Genomic DNA, 20,554 nt, shown 5'->3' on the forward strand with positions numbered 1-20,554 from the left:
TCTGTAAAAGGGGAGGGTTAAAAAATCGATTAATCTTTATTAATATTAGTTAGCGTTTGGATCTATATTACAGGTTATTTTTAAAGTTTGCTGAGGTTCTTTTGAGTCATTTGAAAATACCATCAATGTTTTTTCCTGTACTCCTGATCGCCCTCGTGTATTAAATGTAACATGGACAGATCCTTCTTCACCCTTACCATATTCTTCTTTTCCGTTTGTTGTTGCACCGGTACAACCGCAGGAAGTGGTGACTTTATCTATCTTTAAAGGAGTGCTTCCTTTATTTACAAACTTAAAGTTATATTCCAATTGCGGACCTTCCGGTACTGTACCAAAATCATGGACAGTTTCACTGAATACAAGATGAGCTGACGAATTTGAGGCTGAGATCTTATTATTTGATATTACAAAAAACATTATTCCAGCAATAACAGCTAGTCCGATTGCAAAGAATGATGCTTTACCTCCATTACTGTTTAAAAAATTTGACATTATATTTCTCCTTGAGTTTTAAGTTCTGTATTTGCCGTATTTTTGGCTTCCTTTTTTGGTTCGCAGAAAAAATAAATGATCAGCGAACCGATCAGCATTAGAATATCCTCAAAAATCCTTATAGAAATATCGGATTTTGGCGCATTTGAATCAATAGAAAAACAACCACAGTTTATATCCAAACCGGTTAATTTAGCCCTAATTAAAGCTATTAAAAAGACCACCAATAGAGCAGAAATCGTAAAAGAGCTTCCTTTCTTTAATAACCCAAATACTAAAAAGGTACCCGCAATAAATTCAACGTATGGAATAATTATTGCAGAAATATTAACTAATCCGAGGGGTAATATCTGGTAGTTTTTTACTGCAATTGCAAAATCAGCCGGATTGAAAAGCTTGTCAAGTGATGCATAAATAAAAATGACCCCGATGACTAACCGGAGAAGCATCTGGAAGTATTTATTGTAAAGAAAGCTCATCTACTTTTCGGTCGGGTATCCTTTCTCTACCCATTCTTCCAGACCACCAAGGTAGATATTGATATTTTTGTATCCAAGATCGAACAACTCATACGCTACGTCTATACTAATATCGCAATGAGAGCCGCTGCAATAGGTTACTATCACCGCGCTCTCATTTATGTTTTGTACCATTTTCTTCTTATCCTCCGGAGTTTTTTCACGGATATCTGCATAAGGGATATTTATAGCACCCGGGATATGACCTTCTGCAAACTCATTTGCTGGTCTGCCATCTACAAAAACCGCTTTTCTATCAAACAATTGCTTTGCGAAGTCATAGTTGATCTTCACAGGTTTTGTGCTCTCTTTTGTCTCATGATGTGTATTGCCAAGGTCAGGATTTGAGAGATCAAGATCCTTTCCGTCATTTCCCAGCTGGTCTAGCACTTTACCAGGTTCCTCAGTATCTTTTGAATACTTTTCCGTATCCATAACAAGAGGAACGCCATTGGGATTAATAAAATTTACCAGGAATCCCAGGAAAATTGCTATACAAAGTAATATCAGTGTTTGCTTTAATGTTTTCTTCATATTCTTAAAATTCTAACAATAAAATATAAAATAAGTTCTTAAAACATCATGCATAATGCCAGTATTAATAAACAACAAAACTATTCAAATTATTTATTGAAGTATTATATGAATTTATAACATTATTATAATTTCTAATGACTGCGTCATATATATTATTATACTCATAATCCTTTAAATTACCCTTTTCCATTTTCTTCATATAATCATTTGAGCTGTCAAAGAGTCCTTTCACCATTTTAGCAAAATAATCTTCATAGCTGTATTTTAAATACTTGGATTTTTCTGTGAAAGGTGCATCCTGAACTTTAGCGGATTCTTCGTTGAACACTTTTTCCAGCTGATCATGCTGTTTCCTTAACTCAACAAGGTCCGGTTTATCTGGAGCTTTTCTAAATTCTTCCATATAAATGTCAGCCTGATCTAAAGTATTAAAATATGCATTCTCCAAGATTACTACGGATTTTTCATCAGGATTTGAGTAATCATCTGGATCCCTTACTTCTCTTTCGGGTTTATATTTTTTTAGATCTGCCATGATCTTCTTATCCGCATCTTCATACTTTTTGTATGCATTCTTCATTTCCTCGTCATAAGGAACTGCCTTTGAAAGGTCACTTTTAAAATCACCGTCTTTATAGTATGAAATAACCTTGTCTGCTGTTTTCATATAATCATCGATCGATTTCAGCAGATCTTTGAAGTCACCTTCAACTGTAGTTTTCATTTCTTCGGATGCTTCCAGTTTGCTTAGATCTCCGCCATCGTACATAGAACGATATTGCTCCTTATAATCCCTCTCAAGAAAACCTAGATATGTATCAGCCATTACTATTATGATAAAAGTATTTTTCTTGATCGATGTTGGCTCGGGTACGTTCTGAAGGTATGCTTTTTGTACATTCTCGACGGATTCGGAAAGTTTATTCATAACCCCTATATAGGAGTTATAAAATTCAAGATCCATATACGACCTATCGGTTTCCTCCCTGTTTTCCGTTTTTTCAATATTTTCCCCTTCTTTGTTCTCGGAAAGCTTTTCTTTCAGCTTATTAAATAGAGAGCATCCAAGGAAAACTGAAACGGAAATTAAAATAATCAAGAAATTTCTATAATTTGTGCCCATAAGATTTAATCTTTATTATTGTCAAATAAAGTAGTCCCCTGTGGTCCTTTTCTGCTTGTTTGAGGTTTTTGTATTCCAAGATGCTTGTAAGCATGCGGCGTAGCCTCCCTGCCCTTTGGTGTTCTTTTTATAAAGCCCTCTATAATCAGAAATGGTTCGTAAACATCTTCTACGGTCCCGGCATCTTCACCAATCGAAGCCGCGATCGTATTGAGCCCTACGGGACCGCCATCGTGCTTTACTATTATAGTTTCGAGGATTTTTTTATCTATCTTATCCAATCCGTACTCATCTACTCCCAATGATTCGAGAGCATACTCTGCTATCTCTTTATCCACCTTTCCGTTGCCTTTGACTATCGCAAAATCCCTGGTTCTTCGCAGTAAACGGTTAGCAATACGGGGTGTTGCCCTACTTCTTCTTGCAATCTCATGACACCCCTCTTCTGTTATTTCGATCCCGAGTATTTCTGCAGATCGTTTTACAATGCTGCTCAGATTTTCGTTATTATAGTAGTCGAGGTGCGCTGTTATCCCGAATCTGTCCAGCATAGGTGAGGATAATAACCCCTGTCGAGTAGTTGCGCCAATCAAGGTAAATCTTTCCAGCTTTAGTGGGATGCTCCTAGCAGCCGGTCCCTGGTCCACCACTATGTCCAGCCGGTACTCTTCCATTGCAGAATATAGAAACTCTTCCACAACTTTCGGGATCCTGTGTATCTCATCTATAAAGAGTATTTCCTTTTCCTTTAATTTGGTCAGCATACCGGCAAGATCCCCCGGACGCTCTATTACGGGACCGGAAGTACTTATAATATCCGTATCAAGTTCATTTGCAATGATATGTGCGAGAGTTGTTTTCCCTAAACCGGGAGGACCGGTAAAAAGTACATGGTCGAGCGATTCATTAAGTTTTTTGGAGCTTTCAATAAATATCTTTAGATTTTCTTTAACCTTTTCCTGTCCAACAAATTCGTTGAATTCTCGAGGTCTAACCCTGGTAACGAAATCCATATCATCATCAGGAAGTTTCTCAGCAGTGCTTATTGTTCCGTTTCTTGACATATATGAATTTAAGGGTTAATATTCCTCTAAAATAATATTAATTTAAAATACAAACAATTTTAAAGGAATATGGAAAATCCTGTAAACTTAGTCGAGGAAGTTCGCTTTTTGGTTGAAACCCGAAAGATACGTGTAATTGGGATCAGTATAGTAGTGGGGCTAATTGTTATTTATAGCCTTGGTTTGATAGTAGCTTCTAATAATGTTAATAAAGATATGGCAATACTTAACTTAATTTCGGTGATTGCGGCACCAATACTATGCATTTCCTCCATCTATCTCCGGAAAGCAAGGTTAAAAAACATAAACAAGGACAACTTCAAGAATACTTTTGCCGGTGTTTACATAATTTCTTTTTTTCTCTGCGATTTGGGAGGTATATTCGCAATTGTTACTAACCTGTTTATAAATTATAACCTGGTGTATGCGACTTTTGGAATGATAGTAGCAGGAGTATATGTAATACTTAACTTTCCAAAGCGTTCAGATCTGGACATAATAAATAACAGGAGCAAAACTATCCCGGTGTAATCACTACTGAAGCAATATCCTCTGGAGTACTGAAAGACTGAATCCATCTTTTATCTCGTTATCCATTATCATTTTCCTTATCTCATCCTTTGTGAACCATTTTGCATCGAGGATCTCATTTTCATCCAGCTCAGTTGTGACCTGTTTAACGTTCTTTGCGTGGTAGCAGTGAAATTTTTGTGAGCTGGAACCGATAGATGCGTAATGGTAGCCTAGGTAAGTTAGATCCTCCTTGCTTACCTCGCACCCTGCTTCCTCTTTCAGTTCTTTAATTATCACATCGGAATGATGTATGCCTTTATCGATAGTGCCTGCTGGTATCTCCCAACCGGTGAAATCATTTATATACCGATAGCTTTTAACAAGGATCACCTTTCCTTCTGAATTTTCCGCGGCAATGCCCACGCCGTTATTATGATAATGAACCGCTTCGAATTCGATTACCTTCCCATCGGGAAGCTCAACGCGGTCAATGTCCATATCTATCCAGTCACCAGCGAACCCTTTTTTAGTCGAGAGTATTTTCCAGAAAGGTTTATTTTTTTTCAAAAGTTTTATTTATAATAACTTAATTCTTTTGTTTAATTAATACGAGTCGGTTTAGAGGTACTCTCTTGCTTTTCCCATTTGTTGAATTGTAAAGTAATCCTGTTCACTACTTTCAACTTTTTTGCTAGCCCAAAGCGCGTAATCTCCTGCATCTGATAAATGTGATATATCCCGACGCGATTTATCTATAATGAAGCCATCGGTTCCCTGTTTCCATGTTACGAGACCGCGATCTTTGATTGACTGCTTACAATTTTCTGTTATCAGGTATTTACCTGTTTCAAAGAGTTTGTTAGTAAAGTTTATTCTATCGCGGACGGGGGGATTACTGTTCGGGATATATAAATCTAAGCTAAATCCTGCTCTCTCGAATGCTTCTTTTATGATCATATAATCCGTTCTACCGAAGCTAGCGGTCTTCAAAGCCCTGCCTGACGCATCACCTGTGATGATCAATGTAATATCTTCCCTATTGTATTTTTGTAAAAGTCGCATAATAATGTACTCACAGAGTTCACCTGTATTTGAGGAATGAATTACATACTCATCGACCTGAGTTCGAACATCTTCGTCTATGATTAACTCTATTGCGCACATAGGATCCACATTGAAATCGAAGCCGATGATAATTTTGGTTGTTTGTACCTGGTTTTGTTTCACAACAGACCTTTCAGTATCAAAAGCATAGTAAGCGCGATCCGCCGATAGGTTTATATTTTTACCCATCATATAAACCTCACGCATACGACTATCGTATTTTTCTTCTAATCTTCTTTTGTAATCATCGGTCAAATATACATTGTCATACGTGGTGATGGTTGCTATATAAGAGTCCTCATTTTCTATTTTCTCTTTATCCCAGTATTCCCAGCCCCACTGCATCTTGTCGGGTTCGGCGGTTCCTCCCCAGAGGCGAACGAGCCGCGCGGCTTCCGGATGGGATATTCTTTCCCACCAAACCAGGATATTCTTTTTTGGAATTGAGAAGGGTTCGTTTATATCGCCGGACGCGGCAGTAATGCCTTTAAACGACATTTCCGAGCCGTAAATGAGGATATTTGCGTGGTTATCTTTATCATTCTCAAGCCAGAATTGAAATGTTCGGTTTGATTTTATCCATCTGTATTCCAATTTATTTCGAACACAAAGTTCTTCCAAAACAACGACAACAGTATCACATGCATTATCAAATGATGGAGAGAGAGATAAATGAAAAAACGGGCGGTTACAGTATGCAAGGTATAACGCTTCAGCCATTAGTGCATATGTCTTCCCGCTTCTAACACCACCTTTTATCCCTTTTTCAAGGTGACCTGACATGTGCCACTTCTCTAAAGCAGGCAGAGATTTATAATTAGGAAGAAGATCATTAAGACTTTTTATTTCCATCAGTACAGATTCCTATTAAAAACATTCTCATTGGAGTAGGCTTTTAAGCTATCCTGCTGGTCATCCTCATCTATAACTGCCTCTATATTGGCCAGACCTTTTGAAACATCCTTCAGGTATGAGATGCAGTTATCGTATCTTTCCTTCCAGAACTCCGGCACGTCGTGGTACTGAATGCGGGAGTGAAGAATGTAGATTGCAATGTTTGCTGAACAGTCAATGACTGCCTCGGGAACCTCCGTCAGAGGGAGTGCCTTTACGACGCTTTTTAGGTATCCATCGATTATACTATCGGCGGTCGAGATCGCCTCAGTCAGGATGTCGGCGGAATCAGGTTCGCCGTCCAGACTTTCGATCAGTTTGTCAAGCTCGCGCTTTCTAATACGTTTTAGTATGTCTTCTTGTGTAGAGTATGCCATTTGTTTATCGGTTTAGATTGTCAATTAAATAGTTTCTTCAAGGGTATCAGTCAAGAATTTCTCCATTTCTCCATTTCTCGAGCGATCCTTAGTAAGATCTCTTAATTTACTAATTATCTCAGATTGAGGAGTTGTTGTTATGCCAAGTTCTTTAGATACTTCTTCTTTGTCTAGGTGATAGCCTGAACTGCTGAGGGAACTGTATATATCGCTTAGCATCTTTTTGTCTTCCAAGGATTTAGTTTCAGGAAATTCGAACTTCGGGTAAACTTTAGCGTTGCTAAAGTTCAAATCGATTACCTTTTTTATCAGGGTATTCATTGCTGATTCACATAGAATCATATCAGAGATAAGGAAATCATTTCTAATAATGCTATGTGCCTGCGCTGCTGCATAACTTCCAGAGTCAACTTCAGTTGAGAGGTTTTGTCCCAGGATTCGGATGGCTATTTTTTTATCCCAGTATTCAAGAGTGCGGTGATATATTTCATTGGAACTTCCTTTATTTGTATCAGTTACAAATTCTACTTCTGCATCTTTACTCATTACCATCCTAAAATGATTGCCAAAATCACGGATTGCTGTGTCGAACTTAACCCTGTCCTCCCGGCTCATTAAGGGGTCGTACTTCCCAATAATCGCGGGGATAGCGAAAAGCTCCAGGAATGTTGCCAGATCTTTTATAAGGTAACTTTTGAAAAAGAAAGCCCATATGAGAGCATCTATACATCCGTTCATTAGTCCATTACCCGCATTTCCATCTAGCGCATGAACTTCAAGAACTTTTTCTTCGGGTAGTTCAATAAGAGATAGTTTATTGATATCAAGTCGATCATCGAAGCCACTATAAGCTGAGGCCGTCATACTTCTCAATTTAAATATATCTCTTTCTTCAGGGGAAAGGTAGAGATATCTGTCACCCAATTCATCATATACAATTAGCTCGTTTGGAATTTTTTGTATTTTATCAATTGTTATACTATTCCCATTTGCCCTATATATTATCTCGAAATTACTTACTCCTGTTACACTTGCATCTACAACATCAGAAAAGAATCCAGGTAAGTTTATCTGGGAAAGATTTTCTAAAACAAAGTCTTTCATATTTTTATCATTGCAATGGATGAAGTTTTCGATCCTATTCAGTTTATATCTGCCCGTTATTCCAAGTTTCCTAGATTGGCAGACACCGCCGATCTGCATATCCTTTCTTTTAATATCTTCAAAGAGTGCAGCCTTAAAAAAATTTAACCCCTTCCGTGCTGCCTCAAAATAATGTTTTATATTATATGCTGTTAGCCCAGAAAATTCTTCCGTGTACAAACTAAATACATTTCTAAATCCTCCATGACGTACAACTTTGCTATCCATAGCGGGATTCGTTGATAAAGGTTTTTTATCAGCAGCGAATTTTATTAAGGAATCTGAAATGGATCGCTTAAGTTTATTAATTAATTCCATTTTGTGGTAGTTATAGGTTAATAAAATTAGGTTATTGTTAATTCAATAGTATAGACATCGACACTATATAAAAATCCAAGAAGTTTTACTAAACGAATGTTCAATTTATAAAAATCTCCATCTACATCGATTTGTAGTCCATCAAGAGCATTATAAATTTCTTCAGCCAGGGAGGCGCAATCATCTCTATCAGCAATATAAATAAGAAAGGAGTATCCTTTCTTAAGTGTTTCTCCGTATGTACCCTCAATGTCTTTGTTGAATCCTTTAAGAAAAACAAAGCAGGCAGGAAATTCCGGATTCCATCGGGAGTCTTTTTCAAGCTCTCCCCGGTAGCGAGTAACTTTACCGGCAATAGATGGGAGGCTTTCGTCAAGCAGGGAGATAAGTTTATCTCTAATTTCTTTTTGCATGCGGTAGTAAGATTTGATTTAAAAACCGATACAAATATATAGTATGAAAATTTCGATTGCAAAGAGAAAAGGGTTAGATACGTATCTATACTTTTTATTCATATCACAATTTACTTTCTTGAATCAGTGATCAGTTTAAAATTTTAGTACTACCTATAACAATAATTTTTGAAAATCGTGTATAGATACGTATCTAACCTTTTAGTATTTGGAAACTGATTTTTCTTTTATTAAATTGGTTACCTTGTTCTAACCAAAAGATAAAAAAAGTATAGATACGTATCTAACCTTTTAGTATTTGGAAAAATGATTTTCATATTATAAATTGCATCACTATGTTAAACTACCACAACAAAAAATTCTTTCATGTTTTTACTGCGGGACAATATCCACAGGGGACGGTAACCGCAATGGAACTGGAGCAAATCGCTCAAAGTTATGATCCTACAGTTTATGAAGCGCCTATATGGATAGGCCATCCTAGTTCATCTTCTTCGGAAGAACCAAAAGCCTACGGTTGGGTCGAAGCTCTAATGGTGATTGGAGATAAGTTGTACGCATCTTTTTCACACTTAGATGATGACCTAATTAAAATGGTTAATTCAAAAAAGTACAGACGGTGTTCGATTGAGCTTGGTAAGCTTAATTATGAACCATTTAAAGATTGTCTCTATCTGGTTGCTGTTGCATTGACAAACCGTCCTGCTGTAGCAGGGCTTCCTGCACTTGAGTTTGCCGAGAGGGATAGAAATTATAATCCGGAATTGGTAGCTGGGAAAATACTTTATTCAATGTCCCGAAAAGAAATAAAATCAGGTAACAATTTAAATAAAAACAATAAAATGGAAAAAATCTTGGAATTTGCATTGGGGGTCGGAGTTGAGCTAGATCAAGGAATAACAGAAGAAAAGCTTGCCAAAAAACTCCATTCTGTTTATACACAATTGCAAAATGAAGTAAAAATCTACAAAACTAAGGCAACAGATATATTGCTTAAATCGGCGATTGCCCAAGCGAAAATAGTCCCTGCCCAGGAGGGAGAGATTAGGGAATTTGCAGAAGAAAATCTAGATGCATGTATGAAATTTATTGACAAGCTTCCTCCGAAAGCTCTTTTTACAAGAAGCATAGAGTCAACGGGATTTGCCGGACACGATAATCAAAAATTTACTAAGTCCGACGGTAGTCCTTTGACATATAATGATGTACTAAACAATCCGGGGAAGTATTCAAAGATTCTTACAGAAGAAGAGTTGATAAAACTAAGGGAAGAATCCAATGATTTTGGCAATTTTTAATTTTTGTTAATCTAAACTTTAAAATTTAAATTATGGCATTTTCAAAAACAATTGTAGCGGACAGCGTAATAACACGTCTTATTGAGTCTCAGGGAATCTTTCAACTTGCCAATAGAGCATTCGATTCGATGGTAAGACCCGGAGCAAGTTCTGTTGATGTACCTGATCTTGCTATCCCGATAGTTAAGACCGCCGGGACACCGTTAGTTGATAGCGACAGAAAGAAAGCGAAAGCTGATACAAGTCTCATTAATGTTCCGTTAGTGGGGTATGCTGTTCCTTTGGCAGATGAACTTCTTGCTCAATTCGAATCTGCCGGTTCATTAATCCGGGAGTATCTTAATTCGGCCTCATTGGTATTGCAAGAAAAATTTGATAACCTGGTTGTTTCGCAAGCGCAGACAACTACAAATGCAAGCGATTTTGCAGGTGCTTCACTCGCTTGGGAAGATATTCTTGCTATAAAGAAAACATTAGATACAAATAAGGTCCCTAAAAGTGGAAGGGTTCTTGTTATTGATGCGAATATTGAAGACGAATTTTTTGCAATTGATGAACTCCGTGATGCGATGACTTTTAATACTAATTATTTAGAATCAGGCGAGATTGGGTACGTGCTCGGCTTCAGGACATTTATATCGGGTAATGTAAATCAGGTTAGCAGTCAGTATTCTATTACAGCGTTTTATGGACCTGGGGTAGCATTTGTTTTAAATAGGGGTGGTGAAGTAAATTCATCATGGGATACTACTAATCTCCAATGGGTGCATGATATGGTAGCTCATGCAGGAGCAAAATTGTTTAATAGTAAGTTTGCAGTTGTAAAAACAAAGCCATAGGATTAATAATGCCGGAATATATTATTACGATACTAATTGGAACACTACTGACAGTTATCGGATATCTTATAAATGATAAGCTTTCAGGCATAAAAGATGCATTAAAAGACTTAAAAGATGAAATATCAAAACTCAATGAACTTTATCATGATCACGAAGTGAGAATTCAGAAGTTAGAAGATGAAGTAGAATAAATAAGTTATTTAAAAAACCACTACCACAGACTATGTCCAGTAACTATAAATTCTGGCGGAATATTACCAACCGCTTTTTGGATCATTGCAAAAAAGAAAATCTTCCTCTATATGGAAATCCTCAATGGTATGATCAGGAAGGAACTATTAATGTTATTGCAATTCGTAAAAACGACGAACTGGATTTCAATAACAGAAAAAGAAACAATGATATTCTTATGATATTTGAAAACCGTCCGGAGGATAGTTTCCGCTATTATGAATTTCCCTGCACGACTGATCCTTGCGCGCCGATCACGCTTCGTGACTTTGCTAGATTAAAGAAGGGAAGGGCGCATCTTTGTGAGGGGGCGTACAATTCATATACTGTAAGACCTCACAATTGGGTGCGCGGTAGAACAGCGCTCGGGCAGGATATCAACCCTGTCCGGGTAGCTCGTTCCGACAATAAGGGGAAGTTTGTAAAATACGATGCAGGATTTTTTGGTATAAATGTTCATGATGCCGGCAGATTTTGGAATAGCTCCCTCGGATGTATTATAATTTCCTATGAAAATGAATGGCAGTATAAAGCAGAATTTAAACCACTTTTAGAAAGAGCTAAACCAATTCACAAAAAACTCGGTATTAACTTCACATTATTTTTAATTAATAATAAAACACTTGAAAAGATAATGAATGAATAATCTAAAAAAATCATTTCTAGTTTTTTCTATGATCTTACTTGTTGGTATACAGGGATGCTCATCGCTTCCTCCTTTTAAAGGATGTATTGATTGCACTCAGTTTCCCCTCGTATATCAGGGCACGATAGAAGAATATACTCAAGGTGTGTATATTGAAACAGCCTGTTTAACAATAGATCTATCAAAGTTCAGGGGTTTTGAGAATTTTACTGTGGGAGACATAGTACACATCGAGTACGTAGTTAAACAAGGTGAATTTTGTTCTGACAAAGACGAAAGTATTTACAGAATATACACGGTAAAAAATGATAAAGATTTCGAAATTCCATCCGATATTATAGGCAGTGGCGAAGGAATTCAATTAAAATAAATACTTATGACACCAACAATCTTTAATTCAAAATCAAAACTTGGGGCAATTTTATTTGCAGTAGTAGTATTAGCTCAACTTTGGCTTCCTATGTTTGGGATACATCTTACTGGTGACGACTGGGAAAAGATATTTCGCTCTATTGAGATAGTATCAATTACACTGGCGGCATTCGGAATTAGGGATGCCATATTTAAGACGCAGTCAGTTGTAAATAGTGAAGTAACTCAACTAAAACTCGAAAAGAGAAAATGAATATTAAAACTAAATTTTGTATCGGGGATGAGGTTTATCCGAAAGATAAAGGACAAAATGCTAAGACAGCAATATCCGGGATTATTATTGAAGTAAACGAATCGGGTATAATAATTAAGTATAGGCTTGACTCCAATCTTTTTGTTACTTACGGAGAAACCGCTTTGTCGCTGATTGAAAGTAAAGAGGAATCTTATAAAGAAGTACAATTTTAAAAACAATAAATTAAATTTCAATGGCTTTAGGAAAAAACACAAACAGAATTAGACTTTTTGGCGGAAACGATTTTCAGCTGAAAATTTCCAGCTCATGGACAAATATAGGGCATCTTCTTAAAGGGCAGATAATGGATGAAACCGATTCGCAGGAGGTAGTTTTCTCTGATGGAAATTCAATAGAAATAGATGGTAAGAGAAAAGTGAAACTTGTTATGACACTTGCCCAAACTTCTAAGGAGGAAATGGAACTGCTCGATGATCTGCGAGGAAGTATTTATGAGGGTTACTATTACAATGGTATAATAGACGGTAAGCATCAGGAATTCTATTTCAAGGCACTCAATGTAATACCTAAGATGAATCTTGAAATTCCCGGATCTCCGATGCAGGTAGTATTTGAGTTTTCGGTTAATCCACAATCTTCTGATGTTTCGGTAACACCTGATACTGATCTACCTTCTAGTGCACAAGCGAGTGGAGTATCTCCGGTTGCGGGTAAAAATCCGTATTATGTAATATTAGAAACTGCGGCCAGTTAAAGGTAATCTGTGCCACCCCGGTATTACCATGGTAGATGCCGGGGTTCATGGAATTTTATCAACCTCAAATAAAAAAGAAACTAAATGATAGAAAAACTTCTATCCGGAGAGAAGCAGAAACCTTCTTCAGAAATCAAGAACGGTAAAATAGAATATAGTTTTAAATGCGGTATAAAGGCTTATCAGGAGGAACTTACACTTGAGCAGGATGAAAAGCTTGCTGATATATTGACTGCAATTAATGTATCAGATGCAGCGGAGATGAAACTTACTGATTTATTCAGGATCCTCGTGAAGGAGAAGCTGGTAAACAAATTTCTAAATGTTGTGCTTATTCAAAAGGAAAAAAAAGGCAAAGATGCCGAGTTTTCGGGACTTAAGAATTCCGAACTGCAGGCGGTAGTATCCGATTTTTTTATTTTAAATCCTACGGTGAAGAACTTGTTGCAGACTTTAGGCGCCGCTCTGAGTTCGAAGAAGATGAGCCCGAGTACATCAGGTACAGAGCAGAACTCCGGGGATTAACAGCCGGAGCACCCAAAATGCTTATGCAAGACCTGGTTTATGAATTAGCGGGAGGAGATCCGCTGAAAGTTAATGATATACTAATGATGAAAGTATCGGATGCAATGATATGGATGATAGTCAAGGAAAAGAAAGCTTATACTGAATGGTTGGTGCAAAGAAATGATAGAGATTGAGATAAATACTATTCTTTATCAGATAATCTCTTGTTAATATCTTCAAGATTTTTGTTAATATCATGGAGTTGCTCTCCCTGTGTAGTATAGTTTGTTATATCAAGATTTTTAAAAAGCCGGGAAACGACATATATAAAAAAAAAGAATGCTAAAATTAGGATAGCCCAATAAATTATTTCCATAATCAAAAGAATCTTAGTTAAACAGTATGATACAAAAACAATACAATTATAACAACTGGAAACATAAATAACAATGGGTACAATAGGTGACGTAAAAATAAATGTTTTAATGGACAATTCCAGATTAAATGCTGATATTCGGGCTGCATTATCGATGTTGAATGAATTTAGATCAAAGGCAAATAAACTTGCGATAGTAAAAATTAGTTTTGAGATAGACTTTGGGAAGTTAAATGGCAGCTTAAAAAGTTTACAGGAGAAACTGAGTACATCTTCTACGACATTGCTTGCTTTTGAATCTTCATTACAATCTTTCCAAAGCATGACTCTTGCTCTTCAAGGTCGCTTGGTACCGACGGTTGAGTTATTCGGTGCATTTTATAAACTAATTGAAAAAGCCCCGCCAAACGTTCGAATTTTAATCGGAAGTATTATTGCTTTAACATCCGCAACGATCGCATTAGGAACTGCATCTACTATTGCAAGTGGTGGGTTAAATATTCTACTTGCAGCTTTTGCGACGGGTATTGCTCTAATAGCATCTAGCTTAGGTTCAATTAGTAGCCAAACTACTGATATATCAGAGTTAGAAACGACACTGGGCCAATCTTCAGAACAAATATCCTTTTACAGTAAGAATTTAGAGGCTTTAAGGACAATACAGGAACAAAATACCCAGTACACTCAGCTTTCAAAAGAAAAACAAGATGAGTATAACCAATCTCTTGAAAGGGTAAGAGAGTTATTCCCAGAGGTAATAGTTGGTCAAAAAGAATTAATTGGAACGGAATTAATAGCGGTCAACACTCTAAATGATTTAATTAAGGCTGAACAAGAAAAACTTGATATATCTCAGGAAGTCAGAGATTCGCTTTTGACAGATGAATTTGAAAATTATATATCTGAATTGTCTGACGAGAGGGAAAATCTTCAGGACTTGCAGAGTGAATATAAGAGAGTGAAAGAAGATATTGGAGACCTTGAGAAAGAATATGGATTCCTTGGAGAAGTAATAACCACACTTGGAGACCTTAATCCGGTTTTCGAAAATAGTTTAAAAGATGTTAGAGAGGAAATACAAGAATCTAATAGCAAAGTCGGAGATTTAAAAACAGGATTTACTCAATTAATTGCTGCAGGACTCAAAACAGGAAGTTTAAATAATATATTCCTTAGATTACAAGGTAGTATTCAAGGTAATACAGAGAAGTCAAGAGAGTTTGCTGAAGCACTTAGGAGTATTGATGGTGCGGCTTTAGCTAGCCTATTAGGAATTTCGGACATGCTAAAAAAATCATCCGAAATGATGGCTCTTTACTCAACAGCCTTATCCCTACTAAGATCTGGAACTCCCGGTGCAGTTGATTTTTTCAATAGGGTCATGCAAATAGCACAAAACGTGAGAGAAAGGCTTGAAAAGCATGATAGGCCGACATTTAGGAATTCAAGCAGAAATCCTAATAACCAATTTCAGAAGGAAGATGAAAAACTTTCAACCGAGGAAGAAATATTACGGAAGATTGAAGAGATAAATAAAGAATTAGAGTTAAACAAAGGACTAGTTGGGAAAGAAAATGATCTACTTGATGAACAAAAGAAACTTTACAATGAGTTAATTAGAGTAAGAACGGGATATGACCTAGAGAAGGAAGTTCGGGAAGGGGAGGAAAGAGAGAAACAAAGAATAGAGAAATTAGAAAGACAGGCAGAAGAAGAGCAACGTATAAAGAAGGTTCAACTGGAAATAGATAAAGAAATTGCAAGAGAGAAGATACAATTAATCGAGAATGAGTATGAGAGAAAGCAATCCCTTATTGAGCTTGAAAGACGAGATAGAATTGATGCAATTAAAGAAAGTGAAGGAACAAATTCACAAAAGCAAAAAAAGATAGATCTTGCAAATAAAGGCTCAAAGAAAGATGAACAGTTGCTCAAAATTGAAAATGCAAAAGGAATAATCTCCGAATCGTTAACAGCAGCAAATAGCATAGCATCAATTTTGAAGGTGGGTGCACATACCTTTGTAGGACAATTGCTAAGCGGTTTACAGCAAGGATTATCCCTTGCAGATTCTTTATCAAATATATTAATGCTTGTATTCCAAATTGGATCTGGAGGTGGAAGTGGTATTTTTGGATTATTAGGAGGTATATTAGGCTTTGCTCAAGGGGGACGTGTTCCTGGATCGGGTTCAGGCGATATAGTCCCAGCTATGTTAACACCGGGTGAATTTGTAATTAAGAAAGGGATTGTTGATAAATTAGGAACATCTTTCTTTGCCTGGATTAATGGGGGTCTCCTCCCTTCAATGGCGGGACATTATGGAATGGGTGGAATAGTTTCAGCGTCTCCGTCCCCGGTTGTAAATAACAGTTTCGATGTTCACATTGACAGACGTGGTGACGTGCATGTGATTCAAAAAGCATTGCAGAAACTTAAATCAAATAATAGATATTTTGGCGGTTGAGGATATTAAAATAAAATTAACGCAGTACGATTGGACCGGTTCGGTACAGACTCCCGAAGAGGCTTCTATATTTTCAGATAAGAGTTATACAACAAATGTTGCACCATTTGATCTGATAGATTATCTGCTGGATGAAGATCTTACTTTAAGGTGGAGCTTTGAAAATATAAGAGATGACTTTGAGTCTCCAAAGCTTTTGCCCTTTGGTTCGGAAATAACAATGAAAGTGTCTAATTATGATGGCATGGTTGCATCATTTTTTAAAATGAATTCCGGAACGGCATATATAAAGTGGAAATGTGAAATATTTTATAAAAATAAATTGATTCATTCTGGTTGGATAACTCCGGAAGGGGTGGAGTATACTGAAGGTAGCGGGACAGGCTCTGATACTCATATTTTAATAATAAGAGTAAAAGACCTTATAACTGAGATAAAAGAATATTTCTCGAATACTCCATTGAAAAGTAATATGGATGTGAATTGGGAAGGTAAAGACATTTTTACGGATATATGGTATTTGAGATTTAGTAGAATGTTGAAAGAACAATTCCCAGGGGTCGAATTTGTCTTGAAAAGCAGTATAGCAAACATGAAAGTTATGGCGACACCTTGGTTTATCATATATTCTGATAATAGTTGGGCGTGGTGGAAAACCGGATATGAAAGGGTTTATACAAATGGAGAAAACAGATGGGATTGGCTACGCAGACTGTGTAACGCAATGGGTTTTGTGATATTTAGTTTTGTGGATGATATTGATAATAAGCAGAAAGTAGCTATTAAAAATAGATCTGATGGTGGACTTACAACACTTCATTTAAATCCCGATCTTATGATTGAGTATAGTAAAAGTAAAGAGCACAACAATAGTATTTATGATGCGGTCGTGATCAATAATGGTACTATGATTGGAGGTGATTACGCTTTTGCGATACACTATGGTCCTGGTTATGTTTACTTCAAAGAATTCAAGGGAGGACGTCTTATTATTATCTCTGAAAAATATGAATCAAACTACTCGTGTATACACTTTAATAGAGTTGTAAAAGACCATCCCAGTACAGGTTCTTTTATAATTAAACTAAATTGGGAGAATCATAAACTACAATGTATAAGAAGTGAGGATGATAATCGGATAACACTTTATAAAGCCAAGGGCATTGCTAAGCCGGAAAAACCTTTTGGTATAACTTCCATAAGCAAGGATAAAATTCTCTATATAGATACCGGTTCTTCTTATCCCGAGGCAATGAAGATAAGACTTGATACTAATAGTTATAATACAGGGCATACAATAGGCGAAACACCGGAGGCACATCACGAATTAATATATTTAGGCAATTATGGTGAAATGCTAACGGGAATAGAAGCTGGAGGGGGGGCACAGACTTACGAAGACTATATATCGTCGGGACAGTTTAAAGCTAACTTTAATTCTTTTTTATCCAATATGGAAAGATTCGTGTATAGATACGTTCATAAAGAAGTAATAACAAGCCCATACTATAAAGTAACAGGCTCTAATGGTCAAAGTATACTTTATGGTAGATTTTGGGATATTGCTTCCTTGGAAGTTGATCTGATAAATGAGATAACATCATTTGATCTTATAGGACAGAAGTTCACCTTTTCACAATAAATTTAATTAGAATTGGAATCAAAATGAGCGAATTTATAAATGGATATGGAAATCCACGGTTTTTAATAAGAGAAACATTCACTGGAGCCTTAATAGAATCTATTGATTTAGACAAACTTATATATGAAGGAATAATTGAATCATATGAGGATGAGGACATCATTCATAAAACAGCTAGGGGGGAAATATTTCGGATTCCGCGTGATAGTCGTATACGGTTTACTCTAAATTACGGAGATTATATACAAAAGGGAAATCTTTTAAAAATTCAGAGAATTCTTGATTACGAAAAGAATGGGAAGTCTATTTTTCTAATTCCACGAAGTGATGTTTTAGCAAGATTCTTTCAGGTGGTTTATGCTGGTGAGAGCTTTAACCTTGGTTTATGGATGGGCGGCCAGAAGGCTCCTGCAAACAGACTTCCGGTTCTATCATGGATTTCAAAATCACGAGTTACATTAAATTGGGTAGATCCGGATAATATTAATGTTCCTTTGGACGACTTTATAACGGTTTAATATAACATATAATATAATAATAATGGCAAAGGATTTTACAATTACAATTACGCAGGTTGTTGGAGGTAATTACCAACCGGTTACAAACCTTTCAAACCTGAATCTAAGGAAGGACCCATTTTCTTCATCTACCTATTCCGGTACTCACATAGGAGACGGTGCTTATGCGTTCACCGATGTTGAGGATGGAGTATATAAGCTCTTTAATGATACTATTGAGGTCACAAAATGGGGAGGTTCACATGGGAGATGGATAGGAGATGAGACTCTAGATTATCTACCAGGAGATGGTGGAGGACACTGGGATGCTCAAGATAAACGCATTCACAATGTTAGTGATCCAGTTTCCGGAATAGATGTTGGCGATCGAGATTATAATGATGCAAGATATTTACTACTTTCCGGGGGTACCCTTACAGGAAATATTAATTTGGGTGGCAATAAAATTATTAATCCTGGAGATCCTTCTGATGATTCTCAAGTTGGCGATAGAGGATATAATGATAATCGTTATCCAACCAGGATTGGTGATAATACATTCATTGGGAAAAATCAGTTTTTAGTTGATACATCCGGTACAAAATACCCTAAAATATTTTATGATGACGAACTAAGTGGCGAGACTTATTTTGAACCAACCCATCCGTTGCATATTTCGACCAAACAATATGCTGATTCACTTGTGGCAGGCATAACAGTTCCAGCTGTGCCATACTCAGGGAATGAGGTTATTGTGATAGGAGGCATTACTCAAGTTGTAGGGAAAATCTATTCGTCAATATTAAATGCTGCAAATCACCTCAGTACGCTCGGCTTAAATGCTCAAAAAAGAGGTGTAATGTATGTAAGAAATCATCCACAAATAAATTATTATATTGCGGCCCCAGGATCGTTAAAGGATTATATGAACGTTATGGGTTATGCTCCCGCATTCCTTTCTAGCTCAGGTGATCCAGTTGATTGGAATAATGTCGGGACTATAATAATAGTGTGCGAAAAAACTGCAACCAAAAAAATGACTATTTCAAATTCTACTCTCATTTTTGGTGATTCTAATTTAAATATTACCCAGAATCAAACTGGAGAACGGGCATATAACGGTTTCGTATTCACTAACTGTGTAATTTTTGCTTATAACGATACTGCATTTAATAATTGTATACTCAATAGTTGTCTGATACTTCATAGTAGTGTATATAAAGCAACATGTACAGGTTGCAAGATAATAAATTGTACCTTTAACAATGACCCTGACGTTGATAATACGAGTTCTCCGGTTATATACAGTGGTAATTTCACATGGACAGATATTCCGAACGATATTACAGCATATATTCCTGACCCTGATTAATATAAACAATAAAAAATATATTTTATGAGAAAAATTATAATTATAGCAGTTTTTGGACTATTAGTCAACGGCGCTTACGCACAGCAGACATTGCATGTAGGAGAAGTGACACTAAAGGATACCCTGAACGGACAACTACTTCTAAAAGACGGTGCTTCTCCTGCAGATCTATATTCACGCCATGTTTTTACAAATTTTTTAACCGTTAATGAAGGATTCTTTGTCGGTGAGGATGCAATTTGTTCAGAAGAAGGTAGGTGGGAATTTGCGAATGAAGTAATTTTCGATAGTACTATAGATGTACTGGGAATTACCACTGAATTTATAACCTGTAATTCTAATATAGATTTGCATGGGAGGATCCATACCAACACAGGGTCATACTCATATGGTGAGTTTTCTCCGTCAGGTTTAACCTTCCTAAACGGAAATATAATTGTTATAGATGAGAGTGGGCAAACACTTGATGAAGCTGATCCTTCAGGATTGTTGGAAGGTGATATAATAACATTGTATTTTGCATCGGATTGCTTAATTAGATCGGGAAGAGAGAGTTCTGGTATAGGTTTTCAATTACCAGATGGAGACTGGTCTGTTACTGCTGGTGATATTCTAACACTATTATATATTGATGGATATCTGAGACAATTGAGTAGAACAGATTTTTAACTTATTAAATGAGGAATCTATACAAAATAGATTCCTCATTTTGCATTAAATACTTAAGCAATATTTGGTATTTTCTCCTTTAACAAGTATGACTTTAATTTGTGTTCTTCATAAAGAATAGATTCAACC

Annotated in this window: 26 protein-coding genes; 16 read left to right on the plus strand and 10 right to left on the minus strand. The window is 36.5% G+C overall.

Going from position 1 to position 20,554, the window contains the following annotated elements:
- Positions 1 to 45: 45 nt before the first annotated feature.
- From H6614_08555 to ruvB, 5 genes are all read right to left on the minus strand, one after another.
- A complete protein-coding gene (locus tag H6614_08555; protein ID MCB9243709.1) occupies positions 46 to 492 on the minus strand; it encodes a DUF1573 domain-containing protein in 447 nt (148 codons plus the stop codon).
- Positions 492 to 971 carry a DoxX family membrane protein gene (locus H6614_08560; protein MCB9243710.1) on the minus strand — a complete coding sequence of 160 codons (480 nt, stop codon included), beginning with the start codon at positions 969 to 971 and terminating at the stop codon, positions 492 to 494. Before H6614_08560 ends, H6614_08555 begins: the two co-directional genes overlap by 1 nt.
- The gene (locus H6614_08565; protein ID MCB9243711.1) at positions 972 to 1,544 is read right to left on the minus strand and encodes a rhodanese-like domain-containing protein; all 573 of its coding nucleotides are present in this window, start codon (positions 1,542 to 1,544) and stop codon (positions 972 to 974) included. It abuts the gene before it with no gap.
- Between the two features lie 64 nt (positions 1,545 to 1,608).
- Positions 1,609 to 2,646, minus strand: coding sequence for a DUF3829 domain-containing protein (locus H6614_08570; protein ID MCB9243712.1), 1,038 nt, complete (start codon positions 2,644 to 2,646; stop codon positions 1,609 to 1,611).
- A 29-nt stretch (positions 2,647 to 2,675) separates the two neighbouring features.
- Positions 2,676 to 3,734: a Holliday junction branch migration DNA helicase RuvB gene (gene ruvB / locus H6614_08575; GenBank protein ID MCB9243713.1), complete on the minus strand. Its 1,059-nt coding sequence runs from the start codon at positions 3,732 to 3,734 to the stop codon at positions 2,676 to 2,678.
- Positions 3,735 to 3,803: 69 nt separating this feature from the next.
- Here ruvB and H6614_08580 point away from each other — a divergent pair, with 69 nt between their 5' ends.
- Entirely contained in the window at positions 3,804 to 4,265 is a 462-nt protein-coding gene (locus H6614_08580; GenBank protein ID MCB9243714.1) for a hypothetical protein, read from the plus strand.
- Between the two features lie 3 nt (positions 4,266 to 4,268).
- Here H6614_08580 and H6614_08585 read toward each other — a convergent pair whose 3' ends face one another.
- The 5 genes from H6614_08585 to H6614_08605 are packed head-to-tail and all read right to left on the minus strand — an operon-like array spanning position 4,269 to position 8,496.
- Entirely contained in the window at positions 4,269 to 4,814 is a 546-nt protein-coding gene (locus H6614_08585) for an NUDIX hydrolase (GenBank protein ID MCB9243715.1), read from the minus strand.
- Between the two features lie 51 nt (positions 4,815 to 4,865).
- On the minus strand, positions 4,866 to 6,203 hold the full coding sequence (locus tag H6614_08590) for a hypothetical protein (protein MCB9243716.1): 1,338 nt from the start codon (positions 6,201 to 6,203) through the stop codon (positions 4,866 to 4,868).
- Positions 6,203 to 6,622 (minus strand): DUF1320 domain-containing protein, encoded by a 420-nt coding sequence (locus H6614_08595; protein ID MCB9243717.1) that lies wholly within the window; start codon positions 6,620 to 6,622, stop codon positions 6,203 to 6,205. The genes H6614_08590 and H6614_08595 overlap by 1 nt, the downstream gene beginning before the upstream one ends.
- Before the next feature lie 24 nt (positions 6,623 to 6,646).
- Positions 6,647 to 8,083, minus strand: coding sequence for a DUF935 family protein (locus H6614_08600; protein ID MCB9243718.1), 1,437 nt, complete (start codon positions 8,081 to 8,083; stop codon positions 6,647 to 6,649).
- A 26-nt stretch (positions 8,084 to 8,109) separates the two neighbouring features.
- Entirely contained in the window at positions 8,110 to 8,496 is a 387-nt protein-coding gene (locus H6614_08605; protein ID MCB9243719.1) for a hypothetical protein, read from the minus strand.
- Positions 8,497 to 8,906: 410 nt separating this feature from the next.
- Between H6614_08605 and H6614_08610 the strand changes: the two genes are divergently transcribed.
- The 15 genes from H6614_08610 to H6614_08680 all read left to right on the plus strand — a co-directional run bounded on the left by H6614_08610 (position 8,907) and on the right by H6614_08680 (position 20,425).
- The gene (locus H6614_08610) at positions 8,907 to 9,794 is read left to right on the plus strand and encodes a GPO family capsid scaffolding protein (protein MCB9243720.1); all 888 of its coding nucleotides are present in this window, start codon (positions 8,907 to 8,909) and stop codon (positions 9,792 to 9,794) included.
- Between the two features lie 32 nt (positions 9,795 to 9,826).
- The gene (locus tag H6614_08615) at positions 9,827 to 10,633 is read left to right on the plus strand and encodes a hypothetical protein (GenBank protein ID MCB9243721.1); all 807 of its coding nucleotides are present in this window, start codon (positions 9,827 to 9,829) and stop codon (positions 10,631 to 10,633) included.
- Between the two features lie 8 nt (positions 10,634 to 10,641).
- A complete protein-coding gene (locus tag H6614_08620) occupies positions 10,642 to 10,827 on the plus strand; it encodes a hypothetical protein (protein MCB9243722.1) in 186 nt (61 codons plus the stop codon).
- A 77-nt stretch (positions 10,828 to 10,904) separates the two neighbouring features.
- The gene (locus tag H6614_08625; protein ID MCB9243723.1) at positions 10,905 to 11,513 is read left to right on the plus strand and encodes a hypothetical protein; all 609 of its coding nucleotides are present in this window, start codon (positions 10,905 to 10,907) and stop codon (positions 11,511 to 11,513) included.
- The gene (locus H6614_08630) at positions 11,506 to 11,883 is read left to right on the plus strand and encodes a hypothetical protein (GenBank protein MCB9243724.1); all 378 of its coding nucleotides are present in this window, start codon (positions 11,506 to 11,508) and stop codon (positions 11,881 to 11,883) included. The genes H6614_08625 and H6614_08630 overlap by 8 nt, the downstream gene beginning before the upstream one ends.
- Before the next feature lie 6 nt (positions 11,884 to 11,889).
- Positions 11,890 to 12,138 (plus strand): hypothetical protein, encoded by a 249-nt coding sequence (locus H6614_08635; GenBank protein MCB9243725.1) that lies wholly within the window; start codon positions 11,890 to 11,892, stop codon positions 12,136 to 12,138.
- Positions 12,135 to 12,353 carry a hypothetical protein gene (locus tag H6614_08640; GenBank protein ID MCB9243726.1) on the plus strand — a complete coding sequence of 73 codons (219 nt, stop codon included), beginning with the start codon at positions 12,135 to 12,137 and terminating at the stop codon, positions 12,351 to 12,353. The genes H6614_08635 and H6614_08640 overlap by 4 nt, the downstream gene beginning before the upstream one ends.
- A 20-nt stretch (positions 12,354 to 12,373) precedes the next feature.
- On the plus strand, positions 12,374 to 12,895 hold the full coding sequence (locus H6614_08645; protein MCB9243727.1) for a hypothetical protein: 522 nt from the start codon (positions 12,374 to 12,376) through the stop codon (positions 12,893 to 12,895).
- Between the two features lie 84 nt (positions 12,896 to 12,979).
- Positions 12,980 to 13,420 (plus strand): hypothetical protein, encoded by a 441-nt coding sequence (locus H6614_08650; protein ID MCB9243728.1) that lies wholly within the window; start codon positions 12,980 to 12,982, stop codon positions 13,418 to 13,420.
- 23 nt (positions 13,421 to 13,443) lie between these two features.
- Positions 13,444 to 13,596, plus strand: coding sequence for a hypothetical protein (locus H6614_08655; GenBank protein MCB9243729.1), 153 nt, complete (start codon positions 13,444 to 13,446; stop codon positions 13,594 to 13,596).
- A gap of 255 nt (positions 13,597 to 13,851) precedes the next feature.
- Complete coding sequence (locus H6614_08660; protein ID MCB9243730.1) at positions 13,852 to 16,245, plus strand: hypothetical protein; 2,394 nt, start codon at positions 13,852 to 13,854, stop codon at positions 16,243 to 16,245.
- On the plus strand, positions 16,235 to 17,887 hold the full coding sequence (locus H6614_08665) for a hypothetical protein (GenBank protein ID MCB9243731.1): 1,653 nt from the start codon (positions 16,235 to 16,237) through the stop codon (positions 17,885 to 17,887). The genes H6614_08660 and H6614_08665 overlap by 11 nt, the downstream gene beginning before the upstream one ends.
- A 23-nt stretch (positions 17,888 to 17,910) precedes the next feature.
- The gene (locus tag H6614_08670; protein ID MCB9243732.1) at positions 17,911 to 18,405 is read left to right on the plus strand and encodes a hypothetical protein; all 495 of its coding nucleotides are present in this window, start codon (positions 17,911 to 17,913) and stop codon (positions 18,403 to 18,405) included.
- 22 nt (positions 18,406 to 18,427) lie between these two features.
- Positions 18,428 to 19,756: a hypothetical protein gene (locus H6614_08675; protein MCB9243733.1), complete on the plus strand. Its 1,329-nt coding sequence runs from the start codon at positions 18,428 to 18,430 to the stop codon at positions 19,754 to 19,756.
- A 24-nt stretch (positions 19,757 to 19,780) separates the two neighbouring features.
- Positions 19,781 to 20,425, plus strand: a complete 645-nt coding sequence (locus H6614_08680) for a hypothetical protein (protein ID MCB9243734.1) — start codon at positions 19,781 to 19,783, stop codon at positions 20,423 to 20,425.
- The last annotated feature ends 129 nt before the right edge of the window (positions 20,426 to 20,554 follow it).

Source organism: Ignavibacteriales bacterium, assembly GCA_020635255.1.
Taxonomy (GTDB): Bacteria; Bacteroidota; Ignavibacteria; order Tepidaquicellales; family Tepidaquicellaceae; genus JAEYVS01.